This is a genomic window from Streptomyces sp. NPDC111606, from assembly GCF_055656945.1.
In genome coordinates, this window is sequence record NZ_JBVKBY010000014.1 from 120,534 (window position 1) to 142,928 (window position 22,395).

Here is a 22,395-nt window from a genome sequence, read left to right on the forward strand (position 1 = left end):
TCCTGCTCCCCGGCTCCCGCTCCCCCAGCGGGCCTCCCCGGAACTCCTCAGACCTTCCCGATCCCCAACGTGGTCTCCGACGGCAGCAGGCCGGAGGACAGCACGGCCACCCAGAACTCCCCCAGCAGCTCCACGAGACGGTCGATCTCGTCCCGAGCAAGTGACTGCCAAGGCCCGGCGGCGAGTTGGTCGGTGTGCTCCTCGACGGTACGGCGGAGTTCCCGGCCCGCCTCCGTGGCCGTACCGTCGGCATCGATCAGGCCCCGGGCGGTAAGGCGTTCTCGGGCTGACGTCCATTGCGCCGGGGTCCAGCCGCGACTCTCGAAGCGCTCGACCGACGCGGCACCTATCGCGGCGAAGGACACCAGGGACTCGACCGGGTCGAGGCCGGCCACCATCAGGGCCGCTATGTGACCGTCACCTCGGTGCTCGCGCAGGATTGTGGCCGCGTGCCAGAGCTGGAGGTGCGGGGCGCGCGGCCACTCCAGGGCGGCATTGGCCGCGGCGAGCGGGCGGCCCGCGATGTCCGCCGCCTCGGCAGCGCGGCGGGCGAGGGCTGCGGCTTCCGCCAGCTCGGGGCTGTCCGCCCGGTCGGCGAGTATCGCGCGATACGCCCGGTCGATCCCCCGCACCCGCGCCTGAAGCAGAGCCTCGGCACTCGCGATCTTCCAAGCGGGGTCGATGTGTTCGACGACCATGCGAGGGCTGAAGCTGTAGAACGCGGACGTGACCCGTTCCGCACCGATCGCCCCCAACGGCGCGGCACGGTAAGGGAAGTAGCTCTGCCAGCGCTCCTCGGTGTCATAACCGAGCGCCGCGGCCTCCTCGAAGACGGCCGGCGCGTAGTACAGCACCGCGTGAAGAGGCTCCAGCAGGTGCCAGAGCTGACGTACGCGGTCCAGTCCCAGCTGCCCCTCGTGCTTGACCATGACGCAATCCCCAGTTCGAAGTTCCGGATCCCCACCCCTGCAACTTGACACTGACAAGATTGCCCGACGCGCCAAAACTTGTCAATGCCTAGATTGTGCGTACGCTGCTGCCCATGCCCCCCGCACCGCAGCCATCCCCTTCCCAGCAGCCGGCGCCCCGCGGCGCTCGCAGCCCCCGCCGCCCCTACCACCACGGCGACCTGCGCCGCGCCATCCTCACCGCCGCACTGGATGTCATCGCCACCGACGGCCCCTCCGCACTGAGCCTGCGTGACCTCGCCCGGCGCGCCGGTGTCTCGCACGCCGCACCGGCCCACCACTTCAAGGACCGCACCGGGCTGCTCACGGCGATCGCCGCAGAGGGATTCGGTCTGCTCGCGGACACGCTCAACGAGGCCGCGGAACTGAAGGACGCCGGCGTGCGCTACGTCCGCTTCGCACGCGAGCACCCTGCACATTTCCAGGTGATGTTCACACCCGAACTACTGCGCGCCGACGATCTGGAACTGACGACGGCGCGCACCCTGGCCGGCGACGCGCTGCGCGGCGCCGTCTCCGCCGTACGGCCCGAGAGCCTCGGTATCGACGCCCGCCTGGCCGGCGTCGCCGCCTGGTCCCTGGCGCACGGCTTCGCCACGCTGCTCCTCGGCCACAACCTGGACGGCCCGGTCGGCGACAAGGACCCCGAGGAGGTGTTCCGGACACTGGCGGCGACGCTGTTCCGGACCGGGCCCTGAGACATCGCTTGACCTCAAGTCAACTTGAGGTCCCAGAGTGGTCCGCATGACCACCGAAACCGCAGACGCCAATTCCGCGCAGCCCGCCGGCAGCGAGGCCGGCCAGACCGCCGAGACCGAGTCCGTCCGGACCGCCGGCATCAAGGCCGTCGAAGAGGCGGACCTCAAGGCCATCGCACAGGTCGTCGCCACCGTCGAGCGCACCCAGCGCGCCAAGGACGCCGAAGGCTTCCTCGCGCTCTTCCACCCCGACGCCCTGTGGACGACCGCCCACGGCAAGGTCCTCATCGGCTTCGACGCCATCGCCGAGTTCACCCGTGCCGTGCTGCCCGCCGCCACCTGGGACGGCGAGGTCACCTACGAGGTGGCGCACGCGCAGTTCCTGCGGCCCGACGTGGCGGCCGTCAAGGTCCGGCAGGTGTACCACTCACCGAGCGGCGACACGGAGGGTGCCCCGCTGTACGTCATGACCAGGCAGGACGACGGACGGTGGCTGCTGCACGCCTGCCAGAACACCGAGGTGCGGGTCGACTAGGACGCGCCCGGGCCCGCCGCCGACCGCCCGTTCACGGCATCGGGATCGCCCGCTCACGATCCCGGCACCGCCCCGCTCACGACCCCAGAATCGACGCCAGGAACTCCCCGACCCACCCCAGCAACTCCCGCCCGACCAGCGGCTTCCCGCCCACCTTCGCGGTCTTCGGGCGCGGGACCAGCAACTGGTGCACCGCCGGCTTGATGACGGTGCCGGGGTACAGGCGCTTGACCCTGAGTTCCTGGGACTCGCGCAGCTCCACGGGGGCGAAGCGGATGTTGGTGCCCTGCAGGACGATCTCGCCGACGCCGCACGCGCGGGCCAGCATGCGCAGGCCCGCCACGAGGAGGAGGTTCTCGACGGGCTCGGGCAACTTGCCGTAGCGGTCGACGAGTTCCTCGCGTACGGACTTGATGTCCTCCTCCGTGTTGGCGGAGGCGATGGCGCGGTAGGCCTGCAGGCGGAGGCGTTCGCCGGGTGCGTAGTCGTGGGGGACGTGGGCGTCGACGGGGAGCTCGATCTTGACCTCGAGCGGGGGCTCCTCCTCGACGCCGCCTTCCAGGGACGCCCGGTAGTCCGCCACGGCCTCGCCGACCATGCGGACGTACAGGTCGAAGCCGACTCCGGCGATGTGCCCGGACTGCTCGCCGCCGAGGAGGTTGCCCGCGCCTCGGATCTCCAGGTCCTTCATCGCCACGTACATGCCCGCGCCCATCTCCGTGTGCTGGGCGATGGTGGCGAGGCGCTCGTGGGCGGTCTCGGTCAGCGGCTTCTCCGGCGGGTACAGGAAGTACGCGTACCCGCGCTCGCGCCCACGGCCGACGCGGCCGCGCAGCTGGTGCAGCTGGGAGAGGCCGAAGTTGTCGCCGCGCTCCACGATCAGGGTGTTGGCGTTGGAGATGTCGATGCCGGACTCGACGATCGTGGTCGACACCAGGACGTCGAACTTCTTCTCCCAGAAGTCGACGACCACCTGCTCCAGCGACTGCTCGGACATCTGGCCGTGCGCCGTCGCGATGCGTGCCTCGGGGACGATCTCGCGCAGGCGCGCGGCCGCCCGGTCGATCGACTCGACCCGGTTGTGGATGTAGAAGACCTGGCCCTCGCGCAGCAGTTCACGGCGGATCGCGGCGCCGATCTGCTTCTCCTCGTACGGGCCGACGAAGGTCAGGACCGGGTGGCGCTCCTCGGGCGGGGTCGTGATGGTCGACATCTCCCGGATGCCGGTGACCGCCATCTCCAGCGTTCTCGGGATCGGGGTCGCGGACATCGTCAGGACGTCGACGTTCGCGCGCAGCTTCTTCAGCTGCTCCTTGTGCTCGACGCCGAAGCGCTGCTCCTCGTCGACGATGACCAGGCCCAGGTCCTTGAACTTGGTCTCCGAGGAGAACAGCCGGTGCGTGCCGATCACGATGTCCACCGCGCCCTCGCGCAGACCCTCCAGGACCGCCTTCGCCTCGGTGTCGGTCTGGAAGCGGGACAGGGCCCGGGTGTTCACCGGGAACTGGGAGTAGCGCTCGGAGAACGTCCCGAAGTGCTGCTGCACCAGCAGGGTCGTGGGCACCAGTACGGCCACCTGCTTGCCGTCCTGGACCGCCTTGAAGGCGGCGCGGACCGCGATCTCCGTCTTGCCGTAGCCGACGTCGCCGCAGATCAGGCGGTCCATCGGGACCGACTTCTCCATGTCCTCCTTGACCTCGGCGATGGTCGTCAGCTGGTCGGGAGTCTCGGCGTACGGGAAGGCGTCCTCCAGCTCGCGCTGCCAGGGGGTGTCCGAGCCGAAGGCGTGCCCGGGGGCCGCCATGCGCGCGCTGTACAGCTTGATCAGGTCGGCCGCGATCTCCTTGACGGCCTTCTTGGCCCGCGCCTTGGTCTTCGTCCAGTCCGCGCCGCCCAGGCGGTGCAGGGTGGGGGCCTCGCCACCGACGTACTTGGTGATCTGCTCCAGCTGGTCGGTGGGGATGTAGAGCCGGTCGCCGGGCTGGCCGCGCTTGGCCGGGGCGTACTCCACCACGAGGTACTCGCGCGTGGCGCCCTGCACGGTCCGCTGCACCATCTCGATGTAGCGGCCGACGCCGTGCTGCTCGTGGACGATGTAGTCGCCCGCCTCCAGGCTGAGCGGGTCGATCGTCTTGCGGCGGCGGGCGGGCATGCGGGCGCCGTCCTTGCCGGCCGCCTTCTGCCCGGACAGGTCGGTCTCGGTCAGGACGGCCAGCCGGAGCGCCGGGTCCACGAAGCCGTAGTCGATCGAGCCGCAGGCGACATGGACGACCGACGGGGAGATCTCCCCGAGGTCGGACTCCAGACGGGCCGCCACGCCCTCGCTGCCGAGCACCTCGACCGTGCGGGCCGCGGGGCCGTGCGCCTCGGTCACGAAGACCGTGCGCCAGCCGTCGGCGAGCCAGCCCTTGGTGTCGGCGAGGGCCTTCGCGGTGTCGCCGCGGTACGACTCGGGCGCGTGCATGCCCAGCTTGAGAGTGTCCGCGTCGAGCGTCTCGTCGGCGGCGAACGGCGACACCGACCACCACATCATCTCCAGCTCGCGCGCCCTGTCCCGGACGTCCGCGATGGACCACAGGGAGGCCGCGCCGACGTCGATGGGCGCCTCGCCGCCGCCGGCCGTGGCGGCCCAGGAGGCCTGCAGGAACTCCTGCGAGGTCGCCACGAGATCGGCGGCCCGCGTGCGCACCCGCTCCGGGTCGCATACGGCGGCCATGGCGCCCTTGGGCAGCACGTCGAGCAGCAGCTCCATGTCGTCGACGAGGACGGGGGCGAGGGACTCCATGCCCTCGACCGCGATGCCCTCGGCGATCTTGCCCAGCAGTTCGCCGAGCTCCGGGTGCTGTTCGGCGAGGGCACGCGCGCGTGCCCGTACGTCGTCGGTGAGGAGGAGCTCGCGGCAGGGCGGGGCCCACAGGCCGTGCTCGGCCACTTCGAGGGAGCGCTGGTCGGCGACCTTGAAGTAGCGGATCTCCTCGATGTCGTCGCCCCAGAACTCGATGCGCAGGGGGTGTTCCTCGGTGGGCGGGAAGACATCCAGGATGCCGCCTCGTACGGCGAACTCACCGCGCTTCTCGACGAGCTCCACGCGCGCGTACGCGGCGGCCGCCAGGGCGTCCACGACGGCGTTCAGGTCGGCGGTCCGGCCAGTTCTCAGAGCCACCGGCTCCAGATCGCCGAGGCCCTTGACCTGCGGCTGGAGCACGGAGCGTACGGGCGCCACGACCACGGAGACCGGGCCCGTCTCGGGGTCGTCGGTGCTGGGGTGGGCGAGGCGGCGCAGGACCGCGAGGCGGCGGCCGACGGTGTCGCTGCGAGGGCTGAGGCGCTCGTGCGGGAGGGTCTCCCAGGACGGGTACTCCACGACGCCCTCCGGAGGGAGGAGGGAGCGCAGGGCTGCCGCGAGGTCCTCGGCCTCCCGGCCCGTCGCCGTCACCGCGAGGACCGGGCGGTCCGTCTCACGGGCGAGGGCGGCGATCGCGAACGGACGGGCCGCCGGGGGGCCGACGAGGTCGACGTGCATGCGGTTGCCGTCTGCGGCCGCCGTGATCGCTTCCGCGAGGGCGGTGTCCTTGACTACGGCGTCGAGCAGACCGTGCAGGCTCATGGAGGGGGGCTTTCCGTCCTGGGTGGGCAACACGAAGGGCCCGACGCGTGTTGCGGGCCGGGGGCTTCCAGCGTACGTCGCTGCGGGGGCGGGTGCCGGGGCTGTGGATAACGTCCGTTCTCCGGTCGCCGGCGTTGACGTGACGTCGTGAAGAGGCTCCGCCCCTTCGACCCCGCCGGCGCTGCCGCCCCGGACCCCGCTTCGGCCCTGAACGGGCCTCGTCCTCGAACGCCGGACGGGCCGGATTGCCCGGACCGGCGCCTCACACGTCCGACCAGCCGGAGTGCCCGGACCGACACCTGGAAGTGACCGAGTCGCACAGGCAGGCGAAAACTCGAACGCGCGTACCGCGTAAGGTCCCCCCATGCCCACCCCCGCCACCTCCCCGACCCGGGACACGTCCTCGGACCCCCACATACCGGCGCCCGCCGCGCGCGAGCCGGAGCACGGACAGCCCGGTCCCGGGCGGCGTGATCCCTGGGTGCTCGCCGTCGTGCTGTTCGTCGGGTATGCGGTCATCTCGGTCGGTCGTTACCGGCATCTGGGGCAGCGGTCGTGGGATCTGGGGATATTCGAGCAGGTCATCCGGTCGTACGCGCATCTTCAGGCGCCCGTCGCCGATCTGAAGGGGCCGGGGTTCAACATCCTGGGGGATCACTTCAGCCCGGTGACCGTGCTGCTGGCCCCGGTGTACCGGGTCTTCCCCTCGTCGGTGACGCTGCTCGTCGCGCAGGCGGCGCTGTTCGCGCTGTCCGCCGTGCCCGTCACGCGCGCCGCGGCCCGGCTCCTCGGGCGGCGGCAGGGGCTCGCGATCGGTATCGCGTACGGGCTGTCGTGGGGGCTTCAGCAGGCCGTCGACTTCGACTTCCACGAGATCTGCTTCGCCGTCCCGCTCATCGCCTTCAGCCTCGAGGCGCTTCTCGGGCAGCGCTGGCGCGCCGCTCTGCTGTGGGCCGTTCCGCTCGTCCTCGTGAAGGAGGACCTGGGGTTCACCGTCACCGCCCTCGCCCTGGTCGTCGCCTGGCGGGCCCGCCACCTCTCGCCGCGCGCGTTCCGGTACGCGCTCGGTGTCGCCGTGTTCGGCGTGGTGGCCGTCGCTCTCACGCTGCTCCTGGTCATACCGAGCTTCAACTCCGCCGGCACCTACGACTACTGGAACAAGGTGAGCGAGTCCGGCGGCGGCGGACCCTTCGACGGTCTCGACACCAAGCTCCGCACGCTGTGCTGGCTGCTCATCCCCACCACCGGGCTGCTCGCGCTGCGGTCCCCGATCCTGCTCATCGCCCTGCCCACCATCGGCTGGCGTTTCGTCTCCTCCTACTCGCAGTACTGGGGCACCGACTGGCACTACAGCGCCGTACTCATGCCCGTCGTCACCCTCGCGCTCGTCGACGCCCTCAACACCGCCCGGCACAGCACGCGCGCGTGGCTGCGGTCCTATGTCCAGCACCTGCCGGCCGCCGTCGCCGCGGCCTCGGTCGCGCTGACGACCTCGCTGCCGCTGTCCGCGCTGGCCGAGGGGGAGATCTATCGCAAGCCCGCGCGCGTGAGTGCCATCGAGCGGCTGCTGGGCACGGTTCCGGACGGCGCCTCGGTCGAGGCGAACATCGCCCCGATCAGCCGGCTCACCTCGCGCTGCCGCGTCTTCTGGGTCACCAACACGCGCGGCATCGAGCCGGACTTCATCGCCCTCGACAACTCCCGCAAGCGCTACCGCGATGTCGAGGCCTACGCCCGCACCCTGCACCCCGACGCCCGGTACACGATCAAGGGCACCGCCTACGGGGTCGTACTCCTGGAACGCCGGACGGGATAGCGGACGGAGCGGCAGGGGGCGCCCCCGCACACGTCCGGGCCCGGTCCGAAGGTGTCGCCTTCGGACCGGGCCCGTCCCCCGCAACCCCCGTGTGCGGTGGCTATTCGGTCGCGATCGCGTTGAGTACGTTCATCCGGCCCGCCCGGAACGCCGGCACCAGGGCCGCGAACAGGCCCACGAAGGCCGAGCCGATGAAGACCCCGATGATCGTCGGCCACGGGATGTCGAGGACGTTCAGGCCCTCCAGGGCGAGCAGCCGCTGGGCCGTCGCGCCCCAGCCCATGCCGAGCCCGAGGCCCAGCAGGGCACCGAACAGGGCGATCACCACGGACTCCATACGGATCATGCGGCGCAGCTGGCGGCGGGAGAGGCCGATGGCGCGCATCAGGCCGATCTCGCGGGTGCGTTCCACCACCGACAGGGCCAGGGTGTTCACCACGCCCAGGACCGCCACGATGATCGCCAGGGCGAGCAGGCCGTAGACCATGTTCAGGAGCTGGCCGACCTGGTCCTTCAGCTCCTCCTTGTAGTCGGTCTGGTCGCGGACCTGGTACTGCGGGTAGCCGTCGAGCGACTTCTTCAGGGCCGCGTACGCCGCCTCCTCCTGGCCCTCCTTCGCCTTGCCGAACATGATCACGCTCTGCGGGGTCCGGTCGGCGGGAAGGTACTTCGACAGGGTCTCGATGCTCATGTAGCGAGCGCCCTGGTCGATGGAGGTGTCGTCGTCCGTGATGGCCGCGACCTTCAGCTTGGCCGTCTCGCCGCCCTTGAAGGCGACCGTGATGGTGTCGCCGACCCGCACGCCGTGCTTCTTGGCGTAGTCGGAGCCGACCGACATGGCGTCCTTGCCGTAGGCGGCGGAGAGGGTGCCCGCGGTGGTGGTGCGGCGCAGGTCCTCGGCGTACGTCGGGTCGGCGGCCGTGAGCCCCTCGTCGTCGGTCTTGCCGTCGGGCGAGGTCAGGGTGGCGTCGACGTCCTTGTAGCGGGTGACGTGGGCGAGGCCCGGCGTCTGCTCCATCGCCTTCTCGGCCTGCGGCACGATGCGCCCCTGCTGGGGCATGACGATGAAGTCCGCGCCCACCGACTTGTCCAGCTCGCTCGTCGCCGAGGCGACCATCGAGGAGCCGACCACCGACAGACAGGCGACCAGCGCGAGGCCGATCATCAGGGCGGCGCCCGTGGCACCGGTACGGCGCGGGTTGCGCAGGGCGTTGCGCTCGGCCATGCGGCCGACGGGGCCGAAGGCACGCAGCAGCACCGCGCTGATCACGCGGACCACGGCGCCCGCGAGGAGCGGGCCGATGACCACGAAGCCGATCAGGGACAGCACCACGCCGCCGCCCAGCATCAGCGCGCCGTCGCTCGCCTTGTCGGCGGTGGCGGCCGCGAAGAGGGCGAAGGCGCCCGCGCCCGTCAGGACCAGTCCGATCAGACCGCGGATCCAGCCCGCCTTGCCGTCGGCCGGCGTACCGGCGTCGCGCAGGGCGGCCATCGGGGAGACCTTGCCGGCTCGGCGGGCCGGCAGGTAGGCGGCCAGCACCGTGACCACGACGCCGAGGATCAGGCCGACCACCGGGGTCGTGACCTTGACCGTGAGGTCGTCGGTGGAGAGGTTCATGCCGGCCATCGACATGAGCTTCATCAGGCCGACCGCGATGCCGACACCGGCGCCCACGCCGAGGACGGAGCCGATGAAGCCGAGCAGCAACGCCTCCACCAGCACCGACCGGTTGACCTGCCGGCGCGAGGAGCCGATCGCCCGCATCAGGCCGATCTCACGGGTGCGCTGGGCGACCAGCATCGAGAAGGTGTTGATGATCAGGAAGATGCCGACCAGGAACGCGATCCCGGCGAAGCCGAGCATGGCGTACTTGATGACGTCCATGAACGCGCCGACGTCCTTGCGGTTCTCGTCGGAGTTCTCCTTGGCCGTCTGGATCTTGTACGTGCCGTCCAGGGACTGTGCGACGTTCTGCTTGAGCTGCGCGTCGCTCACACCGTCCGCCGCGGTGACGGAGACCTGCGTGAAGCGGCCGGTGGCGCCGAGCAGGGTGCGCTGGGCGGTCTCGGTGTCGAAGTAGACGACGGCCGCGCCCGGGTTGGTGACCTTCCAGGAGGCGATGCCGACGATCCGCGCGCGGGTGTCGCCGGTGGCGGCGATGGTGCGCAACTCGTCGCCCAGCCCGAGGTCGTGCTTGTCGGCGGTGTCCGCGTCGACCATCACCTCGGTGGGCCCGCGCGGGGCGTGCCCGGAGGTGATCTCCATGGACCTCTTGTCGTTCTCGGTCCAGTTGCCGGCGAAGGTGGGCGCACCGGTGGAGGAACCCATGTTGTCGTTCTCGGAGTTGACGACGGTCACGCTCGTCGAGGCGACCGCGCCCTCCGCCTTCTTGACGCCGTCGACGGCCGCGACCTGCTCGACGGCCGAGGCGGGCAGCGAGACGGGCTTGCCCGTGCCGCCGCCGTTGTCCTCATCCTCGGCGTCCTTGGGGCTGACGGTGACGTCGGAGGAGGTGACGGCGAAGAGCTTGTCGAAGGTCGTGTTCATCGTGTCGGTGAACACGAGCGTGCCGCACACGAAGGCGACCGACAGGAGCACCGCCACGGCCGAGAGGGCCATGCGTCCCTTGTGCGCGAAGAAGTTGCGCATCGAGGTCTTCAGGACGGTCATGACGTACGTCCCCGGGCGTCGAAGTCCTTCATGCGGTCCAGGACGGCCTCGGCGGTCGGCTTGTACATCTCGTCGACGATGCGCCCGTCGGCGAGGTACAGCACCCGGTCCGCGTACGAGGCGGCGACGGGGTCGTGCGTGACCATCACGATGGTCTGCCCGAGCTCGTCGACGGACCGCCGCAGGAAGCCGAGGACTTCGGCGCCCGCGCGCGAGTCGAGGTTTCCGGTCGGCTCGTCCCCGAAGATGATCTCCGGCCGCGCGGCGAGCGCACGGGCGACGGCGACACGCTGCTGCTGGCCGCCGGAGAGCTGGGTGGGCCGGTGCTTGAGCCGGTCGGAGAGCCCCACCGTGTCGACGACACGTCCCAGCCAGGCCCGGTCCGGCTTGCGGCCGGCGATGTCCATGGGCAGCGTGATGTTCTCGAGGGCGTTGAGCGTCGGCAGCAGGTTGAACGCCTGGAAGATGAAGCCGATCCGGTCCCGGCGCAGTTGCGTGAGCTTCTTGTCCTTGAGCCCGGTGATCTCGGTCTCGTCGAGGTAGATCTGGCCGCCGGTGACGGTGTCGAGCCCGGCGAGGCAGTGCATCAGGGTGGACTTGCCGGACCCGGAGGGGCCCATGATCGCGGTGAACTGGCCCCGCGCGATGTCCACGTCGACGTGGTCGAGAGCGACGACCCGGGTCTCCCCCGACCCGTACGCCTTGACGACCTGCCGCGCCCGCGCGGCAACGGCCGTACGCCCTCCAGTACCCCCGTGCCTGGGAATGGTTACAGCCGATGTCACGGTATGTCTCCTATGTCTTGCGACGGTCGGTCACTGCTACGACCGTCAGTCTCGTGGTGGGAGAGGGGCCGGCGCGCTGGTGCCCAGCCCCCTCTTGTGCGGGGGAAAACCCCACCCCCGCCGGTTCGGTGAGCCGCCCCCCAGCGGCGTAAAGCCAGGTTAAGGACGGGCACCGGGGCGTCTCGTCCTCCGCCGGTACGAACCCTCCCCGACCCCTGGTACGGAGGTACCCCTAGGGGCACTCCACCCTTCGATGGAGAACAGCTCGGGGTCGTCTCCTCCCTCGGACCCATTGAGCCTCCACCCTCCCGCCGCGTGAGGGTCAAGTGGGAAGCTGTTCCGCGGCAGATAGGTGCAAGGGGAAAGCAACAGGAGAGGACCCCGGTGGGCAGTACGGGACCCGCGATACGCGACACCGCGCAGAGCACCGGAACCCCGAAGCGGGGAGCCGTGGTTGCGGCCCTGATGCTCGCGATGGCGCTGGCGGCACTCGACGCCACCATCGTCTCCACCGCCGTACCGCAGATCGTCGGCGACCTCGGCGGCTTCTCCGTCTTCTCCTGGCTGTTCTCCGGCTATCTGCTGGCCGTGACGGTGACCCTCCCGGTCTACGGCAAGCTCTCCGACTCCTTCGGCCGCAAGCCGGTGCTGATCGCGGGCTCGGCGCTGTTCCTGCTGGGGTCGCTGCTGTGCGCGGTGGCCTGGAACATGGGGGCGCTGATCGCGTTCCGGATCGTGCAGGGGCTGGGCGGCGGGGCCCTTCAGGGGACGGTGCAGACGCTGGCCGCCGACCTGTACCCGCTCAAGGAACGCCCGAAGATCCAGTCCAAGCTGTCGACGGTGTGGGCGGTCTCGGCCGTGGCCGGTCCCGGGGTGGGCGGGGTCCTGGCGGCCTACGCGGACTGGCGCTGGATCTACCTGATCAACCTGCCCATCGGGGCGGTGGCGTTGTGGCTGATCGTGCGGTACCTGCACGAGCCGCAGCGCGCCAAGGACGCACGTGCGGATACGACGGCCACGCGCGCGCGTGTCGACTGGGCGGGCGCGCTGGCGGTGTTCGCGTGCGGGGGCGTGCTGCTGACGGCGCTGGTGCAGGGCGGGGTGGCGTGGCCGTGGCTGTCGGTGCCGTCGATCGCCTTGTTCGCCACGGGACTTGCGCTCGCCGCGGTCGTGGTGATCGTGGAGCGCCGGGCGGCCGACCCGATCATCCCCGGGTGGGTGTGGCGGCGCCGGACGATCGCGGCGGTAAATCTGGCGCTGGGCGCGCTGGGGCTGCTGATGGTGGCGCCGGCGGTGTTCCTGCCGACGTACGCCCAGTCGGTGCTCGGGCTGGCGCCGGTGGCGGCCGGATTCGTGCTGTCCGTGTGGACGTTGAGCTGGCCGGTGTCGGCGGCGCTGAGCCAGCACGTGTATCGCAGGATCGGCTTTCGCAACACGGCGATGCTGGGCATCGGGACGGCGTCGCTGATCCTGCTGGCGTTTCCGTTCCTGCCGTATCCCGGGCAGGCGTGGCAGCCGACGCTGCTGATGCTTTTGCTGGGGGCGGCGCTGGGGTTGTTCCAACTGCCGCTGATCGTGGGCGTGCAGTCGACGGTGGGCTGGTCGGAGCGGGGTACGGCGACGGCGTCGGTGCTGTTCTGCCGTCAGACGGGGCAGACGCTGGGCGCTGCGATCTTCGGCGCCGTCGCCAACGGGGTGCTGGCGTCGAGGCTCGGCGGGGCGAGCGACCTGGACTCGGTGACGCGGGCCCTGGATTCCGGCAGCGCGGCGCCGGAGGCGACCAGGCGGGCCATCGCCGACGCGGTGCACGCCGTGTACCTGGGGGCGTCCGCCGCGGCGGCACTGGCGTTCCTGATGCTGTTGCTGCTGGCGCCGAGACGGTTCCCGGTACTCGACGAGGACGGCTCACGGAAGACGGACATGGACCTCGGGGTTGGCCGGTGACGGCCCGTCGAGGACGGGCTGCGGGACGCCCTTCAGGTGCAGGTCGAAGAATGCGGCGACGTACGCACGCGTGAGGGCCAGTGAACGCCCGTAGGGCAGCGGCGCGGTGTCCGGGATGCCGAGGAGTTCCCCGAGCAGAGGCGCGTCGGTGAACGAGCCGTGGTCGGTTCCGTCGAAGGTGAGCCAGCGCTTCCAGCCGTCGAGGTCGGCCCAGGCCTCGTCCCATGTCGTGTCGCGCGGGGGCCTGTTCTCGGCTCCGATCATCAGGAAGGGCCGGCCGTCGAGTCCGCCTGCCGGCACCGGGGAGAAGAAGGTGCCGTCCATGTTCACGCCGGCCTTCACGCGCGCGTCGGCGGCCATCGTCGCGGCGGCTGCGTTGCCGCCGATGGAGTGCCCGGCCATGCCGATCCGCTTCGCGTCGATCACGCGCGCGTACCGCCACGCAGGGTGCCGCCCCGTCAGCCGGTCGAGCACGAAGGAGACGTCCTCGGCACGGCTCCGAGCAACGGCCGAACCGCCGATCGAGGAGAACTCGTCGCAGATGGCGCAGGGCAGCGTCCGCCCGTCGGGGAGGGTCGTACCGGCGTTCTCGTACGGGTGGTCGACCAGCGCGACGACGTATCCGCGGCTGGCGAGGTCCTCGGCGAGAGCGGTCAGGGTCGCGCGCGGCAACGTGAAGCCGGGCGAGAGCACGACGAGCGGGAACCGGCCGTGCGCCGGACGGGCCTCCCTGTGTGCCCAGGTGCGTACGCCGCTGATCTCCTCCGGCGGAATCGTGGCGTCCGGGACCCTCAACTCCAGCAGCAGACGTGCCTCTTCGGGGGTCATGTAGGGAGCCGTCGGTCCGCCCGTGCCGGGGCGGGCGGGGTAGTACATGGACACCATCAGCTGACGGGCGCCGGCGGACGGCACCCAGGGGTCCGGTCGGTCGTGGTCGACGAGGTGGAGGGTGCTGCGGCCGACGGCGTGCAGACCGGTGGGGCCCGGGAGCCGGGCCGACCCGGCGAGGGTGGTGGAGGCCGCGGGGTCGGCGAGGGCAGAACCGGCGGACACGGGCGCGGCGGAGCCGGGCCCCGTGGCGACGGCGGGCGCGGTCAGGGCGGGCGCGAGCGCGAGGACGGCGGCCGCGGCGACGGCTGAGAAGCGTGATCGGTTCATGCAAAGGACGGTAGGCCGCTGCCCCTGACCGGGCGTCGCCCCGGAGTCCCCTCCTCCGGACGCCCGGTGGTACCGCGGACGGACCCTTACCCTGGCCGTCATGCTGACCCTCGAACGCCTGCGCGCCGACCACGCGCCCGCCCTTCTCGCCTTCGAGGCGGAGAACCGGGCGTACTTCGCCCGTACCATCCCGGACCGCGGCGACGCGTACTTCGAAGCCGCCGGGTTCGCCGCCCGGCACCAGGCCCTGCTGGCCGAACAGGACGCCGGAATCTGCCACTTCCATGTCGTACTGGACGACGAAGGCCACATCGTCGGACGGGTCAACCTGATGGACGCCGAGGACGGCTGCGCCGAACTCGGGTACCGCGTCGGTGAGCGAGCGGCCGGCAAGGGCGTCGCCACGGCGGCGGTGGCACAGTTGTGCCGGATGGCCGCGACGACGTACGGACTGACGTCGCTGGTCGCCGTCACCACCCTGGACAACCGCGCCTCCCGGATCGTCCTGGAGAGGAATGCCTTCACGGTGGTGGAGGACATCACCATCGACGGACGGCCCGGGGTCCGCTACCGGCGCTCGCCTGACGCGCCGGCTCACCTGAAGTAGCGCAACCGTCGCCTGCTGTAGCTCATAGCCGACTCAAAAGTCAGAGTTAACGGGGGTAACACACCAGGTCAGACACGGTTCGGTGAAGGAAGTGCATACCGACCACTCAGTTTGACGAAACCCTCGCGTTCAACAGGTACTCCGAAGTAACGTGCGTGGCTCGCCCGCCCCCCACACTCCCTGCGGTCCGCCGCACCGGACCCGAGTCACGCAAGGAGCACCGGGATGTCCTCCCCGTACGACCCATACGCCGGGTACCCCTGGCAAACCCCCGACCCGCCGCAACCACCCCCACCCCCACAGCACCGAACCCCCGATCACCCACCCCTCGGCCACCACCGTGACCTGCGGATCCTGCGCACCGCCTACCGCTGGCAGCGGCGCGTGGCGACGCTCACCGCGCTCGGCTACTTCACCCTCTTCCTGATCCTGTCCGCGTTCGCGCCCGGGTTCATGTCGAGTACGGTCGCCGACGGTCTGCCCGCGGGCCTGCTGCTCGCGCTGCTCCAATTGCCGGTCACCTGGCTGGCGATATGGCTGTACGAGCACACCGCCCGGCGTTACGTCGACCCGCTCGCGGACCGTATCCGCAGGGAGGCCGCGGTGGACGCCAAGCGGGAAGCGGGCAAGCGGGAAGCGGGCAGGCAGAGCACGGGGCAGAGGGAGACGTGGCGATGACGGACTTCAGCGATAACGCGCAGGCGATGTCGCTGGTCGCCTTCTGCGCGGTGGCCACCGTCACGCTGCTGTTGTGCGTGATGACCGGCCCGGACCGGGACGACCTCGACGAGTTCTACACGGGCTACAGCTCCCTGTCGCCGATGCGCAACGGCCTGGCGATCGGCGGCGACTACATCAGCGCGGCCACCGTCCTCGGGACCACCGGTGTGGTCGCGCTGTGCGGTTACGACGGGATCGTGCTGGCCCTGAGTACCGCCCTGTCGCTGATGCTGCTGATGTTCCTGCTGGCCGAACCCCTGCGCAATGCGGGCCGGTTCACCATGGGCGACGCGCTCGCGCGCCGGATGCCGGGGCGGGGTGTACGGATCGCCGCCTGCGCGGTGACGCTGGCCGCGCTGGTGCCGCTGATGCTCGTGCAGCTGGCCGGGACCGGGCAGCTGCTGGCGTTCATCCTCGGATTCTCGAGCGACAGCCTGAAGACGGGGTGCATCGTCGGCCTGGGCGTGCTGATGATCAGCTACGCGGCGATCGGCGGAATGAAGGGCACCGCGCTCATCCAGATCCTGAAGCTGGTCATGCTGCTCGGATCGGGCGCCGTGGTCGCCGTAATGGTGCTGGACCGGTTCGACTGGGACCCGGGCGCCCTGTTCAACGCGGCAGCGGACGGGAGCGGGGTCGGCTCGGCGTTCCTGGAGTCGGGCCTGCAGTTCGCGGGTGGTCCGCACCCCCGGCTCGACATGATCAGCTCCCAGCTCGCGGTCGTCCTCGGCGGTGCGGTCCTGCCGCACATCACCATGCGCATGTACACGGCGTCGGGCGCCCGTCAGGTGCGCCGCTCCATGTCCTGGGCGGTGTCGAGCGTGGCGCTGTTCGTGCTGGTGATCACGGTGGTCGGCTTCGGCGCGACGGCACTGATCGGACGCGAGGTGATCGCCGGGGCGGACCCGCAGGGCAACACGGCGTATCTGCTGGGCTCCAGGGCCGCGTTCGGCGCCGAGGTCTCCACCGCGGAGACGCTGCTGTTCACGGCGGTCACCACGGCCATCTTCCTGACCGTGCTCGCCTCGGTCGCCGGCATGATCCTCGCCTGCGCCAACTCCCTGGCCCACGACGTGTTCGCCACCCGGCTGCGGGAGCTGTCCGGCCGCCGCGAGATGATGGTGGCCCGGCTGGCGGCGCTGGCGGTGGGCGTCCCGGCGATCGTGCTGGCGACGATGGTCCAGCACCGCAGTCTTCAGCCCTTGGTGACGCTGTCCTTCACGCTGGGCGCCTCGGCGATCGCCCCGGCCCTGGTCTACAGCCTCTTCTGGCGCCGGTACACGCGGTCCGGTCTGCTGTGGACGCTGATCGGCGGCTCGCTGGTCGTGCTGGTGCTGATGCCGGGGACCAATCTGGTCTCCGGGTCGCCGATCTCGGCCTTCCCCGAAGCCGACTTCAACTGGTTCCCGTTCACCACACCCGGGCTCGTGTCGATTCCGGCCGGGTTCCTCTTCGGCTGGCTGGGGACGGTCGTGTCGGGACGGGGCAAGTCGGAGGAACATCGGCGGCAGTACGAGGCCGTCGAGGGGTGGATTCTGGCGGGGGCGGTACGCAGGGGGAACTGAGCCTGCCTCACGAAGGCCGGGGCCTCACGGAGGCCGGGGTCGGGGTCCGCCCCGGATCCCGGCCCCGCTTCACTCCAGGGCCGCCTGCCGCTCCAGCGTCGAGAGGCTGTTGCGCATCTGGTCCATCTGCATGCGCACCTCGTCCCACGTCTCCCCGTGCTCGCGCAGCACCTGCTCCGTGTCCCGGGCGATCTCCTCCGCCCGCTTGCGCGCCTGCTCGACCACCTCCTCCGCCCGTGCCCGCGCCTCCTCCTGGAGGGTCTTCGACGTGGTCTCCGCGTCCTTGAGCTCCTGCTGTGCCTCGGCCAACGAGGCCTCGGCCCGCGCCACCCCCTCCTGCTCCGACGTCTCCACCGCGGCCAGCCCCTTCTCGGCCTCCCGCGCGGCCTCCTCCTCCCGCTCGGCGTGCTCCTTGGCCTGCTGGGCGAGCAACACCTTGGTGCGCTGGCGCGCCTCACGCATCGGGCCGAGCACCTCCCCGCGTTCCTCCTTCACCTCACGCCGGGCGGCGATGCGGATCTCGCCCGCCTCACCGCGCGCGGCGAGCAACCGCTGACGGGCGCACTCCTCGGCCTCGGCGTTCACGGCGTCGGCGTGCGCCTGTGCCGCGTCACGCACCTCGTCCGCGTACGTCTGAGCCTCCTCCATCAGCCGCTGCGCCTCCTTGCGCGCGCCCTCCCGCACGGCGGCGGCCTCCTCCTGCACCATCTCGAACAGCCGCCACGCCCGATGCCCGAGTTCCTCGTACGTCTGCGGGTCGAGTTCGTCCACCACCTCGCGCAGCCGCTCCGCCTCCGCATCCATCTCCCTGGCGAGCACGGTGAGCCGGGCGGCCCGCTCCCAGGCGGCGTCACGGTCGCGAAACAGGTCGTCGATGTAGGCGTCGACCTGTTCGGGACGGTAGCCACGCCCTCGTACGACCACGAAGTCGTAGAGCGGGACCGGTGCGCTGCTCATCCTTGAACCCCTCTCCGCCGAACGGATGCGAAATGATGATTTAGCGCACATCTTGATGTATCGGGCGGAAGCGTTCATAACGCGACACTCCGCGCAGGAGGCACGGCTCGGTGGGCACAGAGGCACAAAGGCGCGGCGAGTAGCGCATACGCAAAGGGCCGGCCCCGGTCGCACAACCGGGAGCCGGCCCTTTCACAACCCGCACGCCGCCGTCAGCGGCAGTCGGGTGACATCACCTCACATCGAGCAGCCGCACGGCGTCACAGCAGCCCGTCCCACATCTGCTCCAGCAGCACCGACCACCAGCTCTCCGGCGACCCGAGCGCCGCCGGGTCGAGCGAGGCGAGCTGGGCCTGGAAGTCGACGGTCCAGCGGCCCGCCTGCTCCTGGTTCAGGCCGAAGCGAAGACGCCACATCCGGCCCAGCAGCGCCAGACAGCGCTGGAACTCGGGCAGGCCCGTATTCACGAACTGCGGCGGTACGGGCGCGCCGCCCGGGCCCGCCTCCACGGGCACGGCGACGATGTTCGCCGTCCCGTACTGCACACAGAGCGCCTTGCCGAAGTCGCTGCCCATCACCAGGTACGACCCCGCGTCCGACGCCGGCTGCACCCCGCGCTCCTGCGCCAGCTCCGCCAGCGTCGGAACGGGCCGCCCCGGCTGGGCCTGCGCCCAGAAGAACGGACCCATGTCCATCGGCAGACCACCGACCACCAGGCAGTGCGCCACGACCGGCGGCACACCCTGCCGGGACACGGCGGCCTGCTCGAACCGGAAGAGCCCCGGCCCGAACGCCCCCGCCAGCTCCTGCGCCACACCCTCCGGCGGAATCGGCGGCACCGGCTGCACCGGCTGCACCGGGACACGCACCGGCGCCGGCCGGGCGGGCCCGTCGGCGACCTGGTGCAACTCGCCCTGATGGGCGATCAGCTGCTGCATGCCCTGCTGCCGGCTCGCGTGGTCCGTGCCGTACGGCGCGATCGACGTGATCCGCGCCTGCGGCCACTGCTCCCGGATCATCCGCGCGCAGTACGCGCCCGGCAGCTCACACGACTCCAGCTCGGTGTGCAGCTCCAGTACCTGGTCCGGGGGCACGTTCATGCCCCGCAGCTCGTGGAAGATCTGCCACTCCGGATGCGGCGTACCCGGCGCCGAACGCCGGATCAGCTGCTGCTCCGACCCGTCCTGCGCGCGGTAGCGGAGAACGGCCTGGTAGCCGGGGCCCACGGTCGGCTGACCGGCGGGCGGCTGCGGGTAGCCGTACGCCGGGGGCTGCCCCGGGCCGGGCGGCATCGGGGGCTGGGGGGCGCCGGGCGGCGTGCCCATCGCACCGGGCGGCATACCCGGGGCTCCGGGCGGGGCACCGGGGACGCCGGGCGGCACGCCGAGTGCGCCCGGCGGCATGCCTGGAGCCCCGGGCGGCTGCGGCGCGCCGGGCGCGGACGGTGGGGGCGGCACACCGGGTCCGCCCACCGAAGGTGCGGCGAACACCGTCTCCGCGTGGTGAACGCCATCGCGAGCGCCGCCAGGGGCACCCGGAGCACCGGGCGCGCCAGGGGCACCCGGCGGCTGCGGCGCACCGGGCATACCCGGAGCGCCCGGAGCACCGGGCGGGTTCGGGATGCCGGGCGCATGCGGCGCACCAGGCATACCCGGAGCGCCGGGAGCACCAGGCGGGTTGGGAAGACCGGACGGATTCGGCGCACCCGGCGCCCCAGGAGGTCCAGGCGGTCCCGGCGGCTGCGGGGCGCCGCCCATCAGGCTCGGGTCGGCCAGCACGGTCGCGGCATGGTGCACACCGCCCGGGGGCGTACCGCCGGGCGTGCCGGGCGGGTTGGGGATGCCCGGAGGCTGCGGGGCGCCGGGCATGCCGGGCGCACCCGGGGCACCCGGCGGCTGCGGAATACCGGGCCCGCTCGCGGCACCCGGACCCTGCGGAGCCCCCGGCCCGGCAGCGCCCTCGGGCCCGTCGGGGCCGAGCGACGACACCAGCTGCGTCGGAACGTACCCGCCCCCCGGCGTACCCGGAGCGCCCGGTGTCCCCGGAGCCCCTGGCGGAGGCGGCGGCGTGGCCCCACCCCGCGCACGAGGGGGCGCCGCCTTGCTGGTCGCGGCATCGGCGATGTCACCGGCGTTGGGCGCGAGCGAGCGCCCGGGCGTCTCCGGAGCCTGCGGCGCACCCTGCGGGTATCCGTAGGAAGGTGCGGGCGGCGGCGTGGCACCCGCCCCGGGGACACCCGGCGCAGGCGTACCCGGCGCACCCGGTCCCTGCGGATAGCCGTACGAAGGCGCACCCGGCGGCGGAGGCGGCGTACCCGGACCGGCCGCACCTTGCGGATACCCGTACGAAGGAGGCGCCCCCTGCGGCGGAGGCGTCGCGCCCGGCACGTCGGAACCGTCCAGCGCCGGCGAGACCGCGGTCTTCGGAAGCTGGCTGCCGCCCGACATCAGTGCCGTCTTGGCGTCCGGCGGCGTGGCGTCGTCACCGCTCAGCGGCGGTGCGAACACCGTCTCCGGCAACGGCACCGAACGGTCCTCGCCGGCATCGGCGTTGGTGTCCGTACCGGCCCAGGGAGTCGCCCCTTCAGGCACCCCGGGCTCCCGCGGCGGAGGAGTGGACGAAGACGCGGCACCCACCGGCACCCCGCCCTGCGTCTCGGGCAACGACCCGGCACCCGACGTACCGCCGACCGCACCGGTGTCGAAGTCCGAAACCGAAGCCGAGCCCGAACCGGAACCCGAGCCCCCGTCCCGCCGGTCCGGAACCCCTATCCGGTCCGCCGCCTCCTGCAACCACTCCGGCGGAGTCAGCAGGAACGACGTCTGATTCAGATCCACCCGCGCCGGAGCCGCCGGCGCCGGTTGCGCAGCCGCGTCCCCACGGCCGTACTCCTCCTCGTACCGGCGAATCACCTCACCCACCGGCAGCCCGGGCCACAACGTGGCCTCCCCGCTGTCCCGGGCGATCACCAGCCGCTGCGCGCCCCCGTCCGACCGCGGACCGTCGGCGCGGTCCTCGGCCCACACCACGAAGCCGAGCCCGAACTCCCGTACCCGCACCTCACGATGCTGGTACGCCGGCACCTCGCCGTTGATCCACTCTTCCGCACGCTCCTGCGCCTGTGCGAACGTCACCATCGCGAAGCTCACTCCCCCACAGCCGCGGCAGCGACGGGCACCACACGCGCGAACCCACCGTCCACCATCAGATTCGCCACCGTCTCCAACTCCGGCGGAGAACCCGCCAGCCGGGACAGAAACGCGTCGAAGTCCTCACCGCAGGGCATCAACAGCCGCTCCACACGCTCCGCAGGCGCCCACGAAGGATCGACGTCCCGCGCGTCGTCGTACGCGCAGAACCACACCGAACCCAGCCGGTCGCCCTTCACCTTCACGGCCAGCAACCCGCCCTGCACGAACCCGACGCCCAGGTAGTCCTTGGTCAGATGGTCGCGCAGACACTTGTTGACATAGACCAGGTCATTGACCGCGGCCTCGTCCCGCACCGTGAACAGCGGCTGGTCGACCAGCAGACCCAACTCCGCGTCCAACGCCGTCCCCACCGGCGCACATCCGCCCGCGGCCTTCAGGAACGACCGATACGCCCCCGGCAACCGGTACCCGAGATCCTCCTCGACCCCCAGCGCCTGCGCCTCCGTCACCGCCACACCCGACTTCGGCAGCCGGAAGTGCGCCGGCCGCGTCTCCTGCAACGGCCGTGTCCCCCGCTTGTCGTGCTCCACCGCCGACGTCGCGATACCGCCGTGATGCCGCAGCAACGCCTTCACCTCGACCGGAACCAGCTCCAGCCGCCGCGAACCCACCACGTGATGCCACGTCCAGCCGTGCGGCGTCGCCACCGCCGGCACCGTGTCCCACAACTCGTGCCCCGACGCCGCCAGCGCCGCGTTCGCCGACACATAGTCCGTCAGCCGCAACTCGTCGACCCCGAAGCCCTCCGGCGGCTCCGCGATCTCCACCGCCGCGCGCGCATACGGCGAGAATTCGGGGTGACCACGCTCGTCCACCCGTACTCCTCTCGGGTGACGCGACGCGCGAACCGGATCCGGGAAATGCACGACCTGCCCGGCGTAGGCCGCGTTCGGCGGCGCGGCGTGTCCCCCGGCCTGGCGGCCGGGAGGTGCCCCCAGCCCGAGCCGACCTGTCGTCATGGCGGTTGCCCCCTGCGGCGTTCAGATACGGTCCGCCATGACCACTCTCGGTCACAACGCCCCGTATCAACTGTCTCGTCCCCGTCCACACGTCACTGCATGGAAAGCGGTGCCGACAGCCTATGCGGTACGACGACACCGGTCACCGGCGCCGGTTGTGACCCCCTCCGCTTCCGTGACCAGCCGTCACCCT

The 22,395-nt window shown here is 71.4% G+C and carries 15 protein-coding genes; 7 read left to right on the top strand and 8 right to left on the bottom strand.

Annotation, left to right across the window (positions count from 1 at the left end):
- Positions 1-47 precede the first annotated feature (47 nt).
- Complete coding sequence (locus tag ACZ7M7_RS38465) at positions 48-929, bottom strand: SCO6745 family protein (protein WP_472125246.1); 882 nt, start codon at positions 927-929, stop codon at positions 48-50.
- Between the two features lie 113 nt (positions 930-1,042).
- On the opposite strand from ACZ7M7_RS38465, the gene ACZ7M7_RS38470 reads away from it, so the two are divergent.
- Together ACZ7M7_RS38470 and ACZ7M7_RS38475 are read left to right on the top strand one after the other, a co-directional pair.
- Entirely contained in the window at positions 1,043-1,666 is a 624-nt protein-coding gene (locus ACZ7M7_RS38470; RefSeq protein WP_472125249.1) for a TetR/AcrR family transcriptional regulator, read from the top strand.
- A 46-nt stretch (positions 1,667-1,712) separates the two neighbouring features.
- Complete coding sequence (locus tag ACZ7M7_RS38475; RefSeq protein WP_472125252.1) at positions 1,713-2,201, top strand: SgcJ/EcaC family oxidoreductase; 489 nt, start codon at positions 1,713-1,715, stop codon at positions 2,199-2,201.
- Positions 2,202-2,277: 76 nt separating this feature from the next.
- Here the strand turns inward: ACZ7M7_RS38475 and mfd are convergent, their stop codons facing one another.
- Positions 2,278-5,808 (bottom strand): transcription-repair coupling factor, encoded by a 3,531-nt coding sequence (gene mfd / locus ACZ7M7_RS38480; RefSeq protein WP_383613537.1) that lies wholly within the window; start codon positions 5,806-5,808, stop codon positions 2,278-2,280.
- A gap of 364 nt (positions 5,809-6,172) precedes the next feature.
- Here mfd and ACZ7M7_RS38485 point away from each other — a divergent pair, with 364 nt between their 5' ends.
- Positions 6,173-7,624: a DUF2079 domain-containing protein gene (locus ACZ7M7_RS38485; protein ID WP_472125255.1), complete on the top strand. Its 1,452-nt coding sequence runs from the start codon at positions 6,173-6,175 to the stop codon at positions 7,622-7,624.
- Between the two features lie 100 nt (positions 7,625-7,724).
- On the opposite strand, the gene ACZ7M7_RS38490 is transcribed toward ACZ7M7_RS38485, so the two are convergent.
- Positions 7,725-10,295, bottom strand: coding sequence for an ABC transporter permease (locus ACZ7M7_RS38490; RefSeq protein ID WP_472125258.1), 2,571 nt, complete (start codon positions 10,293-10,295; stop codon positions 7,725-7,727).
- Entirely contained in the window at positions 10,292-11,080 is a 789-nt protein-coding gene (locus tag ACZ7M7_RS38495) for an ABC transporter ATP-binding protein (protein WP_328427153.1), read from the bottom strand. Before ACZ7M7_RS38495 ends, ACZ7M7_RS38490 begins: the two co-directional genes overlap by 4 nt.
- A gap of 384 nt (positions 11,081-11,464) precedes the next feature.
- Between ACZ7M7_RS38495 and ACZ7M7_RS38500 the strand changes: the two genes are divergently transcribed.
- Positions 11,465-13,024 (top strand): MFS transporter, encoded by a 1,560-nt coding sequence (locus tag ACZ7M7_RS38500; protein WP_472125262.1) that lies wholly within the window; start codon positions 11,465-11,467, stop codon positions 13,022-13,024.
- On the opposite strand, the gene ACZ7M7_RS38505 is transcribed toward ACZ7M7_RS38500, so the two are convergent.
- Entirely contained in the window at positions 12,986-14,182 is a 1,197-nt protein-coding gene (locus ACZ7M7_RS38505) for an alpha/beta hydrolase family protein (RefSeq protein WP_472125265.1), read from the bottom strand. The two genes, ACZ7M7_RS38500 and ACZ7M7_RS38505, sit on opposite strands and share 39 nt — an antisense overlap.
- Before the next feature lie 100 nt (positions 14,183-14,282).
- Here ACZ7M7_RS38505 and ACZ7M7_RS38510 point away from each other — a divergent pair, with 100 nt between their 5' ends.
- From ACZ7M7_RS38510 to ACZ7M7_RS38520, 3 genes are all read left to right on the top strand, one after another.
- On the top strand, positions 14,283-14,789 hold the full coding sequence (locus ACZ7M7_RS38510; protein ID WP_472125268.1) for a GNAT family N-acetyltransferase: 507 nt from the start codon (positions 14,283-14,285) through the stop codon (positions 14,787-14,789).
- Between the two features lie 225 nt (positions 14,790-15,014).
- The gene (locus ACZ7M7_RS38515; RefSeq protein WP_472125271.1) at positions 15,015-15,467 is read left to right on the top strand and encodes a DUF485 domain-containing protein; all 453 of its coding nucleotides are present in this window, start codon (positions 15,015-15,017) and stop codon (positions 15,465-15,467) included.
- Positions 15,464-17,074: a sodium/solute symporter gene (locus tag ACZ7M7_RS38520; RefSeq protein WP_383613556.1), complete on the top strand. Its 1,611-nt coding sequence runs from the start codon at positions 15,464-15,466 to the stop codon at positions 17,072-17,074. The genes ACZ7M7_RS38515 and ACZ7M7_RS38520 overlap by 4 nt, the downstream gene beginning before the upstream one ends.
- 69 nt (positions 17,075-17,143) lie before the next feature.
- On the opposite strand, the gene ACZ7M7_RS38525 is transcribed toward ACZ7M7_RS38520, so the two are convergent.
- The 3 genes from ACZ7M7_RS38525 to ACZ7M7_RS38535 form a co-directional block, all read right to left on the bottom strand.
- Positions 17,144-18,031 carry a cellulose-binding protein gene (locus tag ACZ7M7_RS38525; RefSeq protein WP_472125274.1) on the bottom strand — a complete coding sequence of 296 codons (888 nt, stop codon included), beginning with the start codon at positions 18,029-18,031 and terminating at the stop codon, positions 17,144-17,146.
- A gap of 260 nt (positions 18,032-18,291) precedes the next feature.
- Positions 18,292-21,168, bottom strand: a complete 2,877-nt coding sequence (locus tag ACZ7M7_RS38530; protein WP_472125277.1) for an SUKH-4 family immunity protein — start codon at positions 21,166-21,168, stop codon at positions 18,292-18,294.
- 8 nt (positions 21,169-21,176) lie between these two features.
- Entirely contained in the window at positions 21,177-22,202 is a 1,026-nt protein-coding gene (locus ACZ7M7_RS38535; protein WP_472125280.1) for an SMI1/KNR4 family protein, read from the bottom strand.
- Between the last annotated feature and the right edge of the window lie 193 nt (positions 22,203-22,395).